Source organism: Oscillospiraceae bacterium (assembly GCA_035353335.1).
Lineage (GTDB): Bacteria > Bacillota > Clostridia > Oscillospirales > JAKOTC01 > DAOPZJ01.
The window spans coordinates 1-4,415 of the sequence record DAOPZJ010000035.1 but is presented as its reverse complement, the minus strand read 5'-3'; the positions used below and the strand labels follow the sequence as shown (position 1 = coordinate 4,415).

Here is a 4,415-nt window from a genome sequence, read left to right as displayed (position 1 = left end):
TTCATTTTGTCTTCGCCGCTTTTAATGTTATCGTTCATATCTCACACTGCCTTTCTTAATTATATCAAAGAATTAATCGCAAGTAACTTCCGTTCCGACGATCTCACCGATAATTGCCTTGTAAATATTTTCCGTGTCGCTGATGTTAAACACGACAACCGGTATTTTATTTTCTTTGCACATAGCAGCAGCCGTCGCATCCATAAAATTCAACTCTTTTGCCAATACCTCGGACATCGAGACAACATCATATTTTTTTGCGTTCGGATTGATTTTGGGATCGCAGTCATAAACGCCGTCGGTGTTTGTCGCCTTTAAGATCACCTCGGCTCCGACTTCGGCAGCTCGCAATGATGCCGCCGTATCGGTCGAAAAGAAAGGATTTCCGGTTCCGCATCCGAAAACGACGATGCGGTCTTTTTCAAAATGCCGAACCGCGCGGTTTCTGATATAGGGCTCGGCAATGGCTCGCATCTCCAACGCGGTTTGTACGCGTACTTCCAGACCGAGTTGTTCGAGCGCGTCCGCCATTGCAAGGGAGTTCATGACCGTGGCCATCATGCCGATGTGATCGGCGCGTGTGCGCTCCATGCGCTCGCTGCTTCTGCCGCGCCAAAAGTTTCCCCCACCGACTACAATTCCGATCTGGACGCCCAACTCGTGGCATTTTTTAACGCTCGCGCAGACCTTTTCCAGAGTATCCCGGTCGATTCCTCCGTTTCGGCTGCCCGCAAGCGCCTCTCCGCTGATCTTGATGATCACTCTTCGATATTTGGGTAACTGCAATCGAACACCCCCTTCTTCTGCTGAATTTATTCTACACGATTTCCGAACACTTGTAAAGTCTAAACTGCCGAAATCTGCCGAAGTGTGATTATTTTGAAAGCCGCATCGTATCTCTTGCGATGACCAGTTCCTCATTGGTCGGAATGACGAATACGCGGGTTTTGCTGTCCGGTGCGGAAATCTCTCCTTCTGCACCGTACAGGGTTTTTTCGTTTTTCTCGATGTCAAGTTTGATGCCCATATAATCCAACCCATCACAGACGCCGATACGGAATGATTCGACGTTTTCACCGATTCCACCGGTAAAAACCACCGCGTCCAAACCGCCCATACTCGCCGCCATCGCCGCAAGCGCCTTTTTAATGCTGAGTATCTGAACTTCTCTGGCCTGCTTGGTGCGCATATTTCCTTGCTCCGCCGCCGCGCGATTGTCGCGGTCGTCGCTCGAGACTCCGCCGAGCCCTAAAATTCCGGACTTTTTATTCAGAATAAAGTCCATTTCATCGGGGGTCAAATTTTCTTTTCTCTGCAGATAGGTGACGATCGAGGGATCGATGGAACCGCTTCTAGAGCCCATCATGACGCCTTCGAGCGGCGTCATTCCCATCGTGGTATCGACCGATTTCCCACCCGATACCGCCGTCACCGACGAGCCGTTGCCAAGATGGCAGGTCACAATTTTCAATTTACCGATGTCTTTGCCCATCAGCTGCGCGCAGCGTTCGGAGACGAATTGATGGGAAGTTCCGTGAAAACCGTAACGGCGGATTTTATATTTTTCGTAATACTCGTAAGGAATCGGATATAAGTAGGCCTGAGGCGGCATGGTCTGGTGAAAGGCGGTATCGAAAACCACAACCTGAGGCAACTTACCGCCGAAAACCTTCAGGCAGCCGCGGATTCCCTGAACCGCGCCCGGATTATGGAGCGGTGCGAGTTCGGACAACGCCGCTATGTCGTTAATGACCGTCTCGTCGACCCGAACGGAATGACTGTATTTTTCGCCGCCGTGCACGATCCTATGTCCAACCGCGGTGATTTCGGAGATATCGTTGATGACCTTGCACTCGCCCTGTGAAAGTGACTTGACAAGCACCTCAAATGCGTCTGCATGTGTCGGCATTGGTATCTTTGCCTCGTAGGTTCTTCCGTCTGCATTCTTTTGTTTGTATGTTCCGTCGATCCCGACGCGATCGCAGATTCCTTTTGCCAATACCGATTCATTTGTCATATCGATGAGTTGAAACTTCATCGACGAGCTCCCGGCATTGATCACCAAAATTTTCATCCGATTACCCTCCGCTGGTGTTTTGATTTTTTGTTAAAAATGTTATAATCACAAAATGAGGCTTTTCGAACCCATTTCACAAAAAGATGCTCTTTCGAGCGCCTACTCCATGATACTACAAAACCGCTTCGTTTTCAAGCCAAAATTTCTAAAGAACGGGAGCACACCATGATCTGCGGCGTCACGGCGGAATATAATCCCCTTCACAATGGGCACGTTTATCAATTAAACGAACTGCGCAAAAACGGCGCTGACACGATCATCGCCGTGATGAGCGGCAACTTTGTGCAGCGCGGAGAACCAGCAATCTGCAATAAATGGCTGCGGGCACGTGCGGCTGTTGAAAACGGCGTTGATTTGGTCGTCGAGCTCCCGAGCGCATTGGCTGTCGCAAGCGCACAGCGCTTTGCCGAAGCGTCTGTAGGGATCATGGCCCGGCTCGGTGTGGATGCCATCGGTTTCGGCTGTGAATGCGGAGACGGAGAACTGCTCAAATCAACAGCCGAATATTTTTCCGGCGATGAGTTTAATTTGAAGTTGAAAGAGTTCATTGCAAAAGGCGTAAATTATCCGAAAGCTGTCACGAAAGCCGCCGGACTTTACAGTTATATCCTATTAGGCGCTAACAACTCTCTCGCAATCGAATATATCAAAGCTACCGAAAAAATGATTCCGGACTGTCAATATATTGCGGTAAAACGGATCGGAGCAGGTCATGACATACAAGAAGCGGAAGGCGGGTTTGCCTCGGCTTCAAAGATTCGGGAATTGATTCTATCAGGTGGCGAATATAAGCCATTTATCCCAAATAAAATGGCTTCTTTACTTGATAAAGCGATTGCGGACGGGCTTGCTCCGGCTTCTCTCAAAAGGATCGAACGCGGTATTATCGCCAAACTGCGCACGATGTCTTTAGAGGAATTGAAAGCTGTTCCGGATGTCTCGGAAGGTCTTGAAAACCGGATTCTTGCAGCAGCGAAATCGGCTTCGGATTTGAAGACACTTTACGACTCTGTAAAGTCAAAAAGATTTACTCATGCTCGGATCCGTCGTATTATTATTAACGCTTATCTCGGGACGAACGCTTCACTTCAAAACTCTCCGGTTCCCTATATTCGTCCCCTTGCTTTTAATAAAAGAGGGAGCGAGTTGATCAAAAAGGCTGCAGAGCGCGGTTTACCGATCTACACCAAGAGTTCCAAATTCGCCGATGATTCGAGGTGCGCGGAGGCCTTTGAACAGGAAGCGAAAGCTGGTTTGATTTATGCACTTTGCTTACCCGACCCCTCTAAAGCGATTGATGATTTCCGCGCCACGCCTTCGGTCATTTTGTGAGTTAATCACTTGAATTAAGCGCTTTTTTGCGTTATAATAAACTTATTACAACACGGAGGGATAAATTATGGCTGTTACTTATCAAATCGAAGAATATAAAAATTACGGCAAAGTCGTTGCAATTACAAACGGCGCTGTCGATATCAAAGTTACCGTTGATATCGGCCCGCGCGTTATCTATCTCGCGCTTACCGACGGTCAGAACGTCATGTTCAACGACGTCAACCGCAATGTCATCGTTGGAAAGAGTGATCCGGTATTTGAAGCCGCGTTCGGCAAAAACAAGTGCTGGCGGATTTTCGGCGGACACCGCATCTGGTTTTCACCGGAGGAATATCCATACTCCTATATACCCGAGGACGAACCGATCAAATGGGCTGCCGAAGGAAACAAATTTACTTTTGAACCGAAAATGGCAGCGACACTCGGACTTCAATTCACGTTGGAACTTGTCGTGGACAATAAAAAGCCGATCGTCACCGTGAACAATATCATCGACAACCGCAGCGGCGGCATCCGTAAAATCGCGGTCTGGGCGCTTTCCGTGCTCGCGCCGAACGGCCTTGAAATCGTCCCGCAGCCCAAAGAACAGACGGGATTTCTCTCCAACCGTACGTTGGAACTTTGGCCGTATACCAATATGGCCGATAGCCGTGTCAATTGGGGTAAAGATTATATCACTTTACGCAGCGTTGAAGGGACAACGGACGGCCCGTTTAAGTTCGGAATTAACAACACCATCGGAAGAGCCGCTTATATTCACAACGGCACTGCGTTTATCAAGAAATTTACACATAATAAGCACGTGAATTACCCCGATCACGGCATGTCGTTTGAGACTTATACCAACGACAAGTTTATCGAGATGGAGACACTCGGCGAAATTCGGGAATTGATGCCGGATGAGCGCAGCGCTCATACCGAACAATGGATATTGAAGAAAGCCGCGAAAGCACCGAATCCCAAAAACGAAGCGGCAATCGCAAAGCTGGCTGAAAGGTTGTTT

At 48.7% G+C, this 4,415-nt stretch carries 4 protein-coding genes; 2 read left to right on the top strand and 2 right to left on the bottom strand.

Features of this window, described 5'->3' with window-relative positions; all coding sequences use genetic code 11:
* Positions 1-72: 72 nt before the first annotated feature.
* Positions 73-786 (bottom strand): UMP kinase, encoded by a 714-nt coding sequence (pyrH, locus tag PKH29_08240; protein ID HNX14829.1) that lies wholly within the window; start codon positions 784-786, stop codon positions 73-75.
* A gap of 88 nt (positions 787-874) precedes the next feature.
* Positions 875-2,074 carry an acetate kinase gene (locus PKH29_08235; GenBank protein ID HNX14828.1) on the bottom strand — a complete coding sequence of 400 codons (1,200 nt, stop codon included), beginning with the start codon at positions 2,072-2,074 and terminating at the stop codon, positions 875-877.
* Between the two features lie 168 nt (positions 2,075-2,242).
* On the opposite strand from PKH29_08235, the gene PKH29_08230 reads away from it, so the two are divergent.
* Together PKH29_08230 and PKH29_08225 are read left to right on the top strand one after the other, a co-directional pair.
* Positions 2,243-3,409 (top strand): nucleotidyltransferase family protein, encoded by a 1,167-nt coding sequence (locus PKH29_08230; GenBank protein HNX14827.1) that lies wholly within the window; start codon positions 2,243-2,245, stop codon positions 3,407-3,409.
* A gap of 67 nt (positions 3,410-3,476) precedes the next feature.
* Positions 3,477-4,415, top strand: a 939-nt coding sequence (locus PKH29_08225; GenBank protein ID HNX14826.1) for a hypothetical protein, incomplete at its 3' end; no start/stop codon positions are given.

Bases quoted from the DNA above. Each gene is read 5' to 3' on its own strand.
- PKH29_08235 (HNX14828.1), bottom strand. From the start codon at position 2,074: ATGAAAATTTTGGTGATCAATGCCGGGAGCTCGTCGATGAAGTTTCAA.
- PKH29_08230 (HNX14827.1), top strand. From the start codon at position 2,243: ATGATCTGCGGCGTCACGGCGGAATATAATCCCCTTCACAATGGGCAC.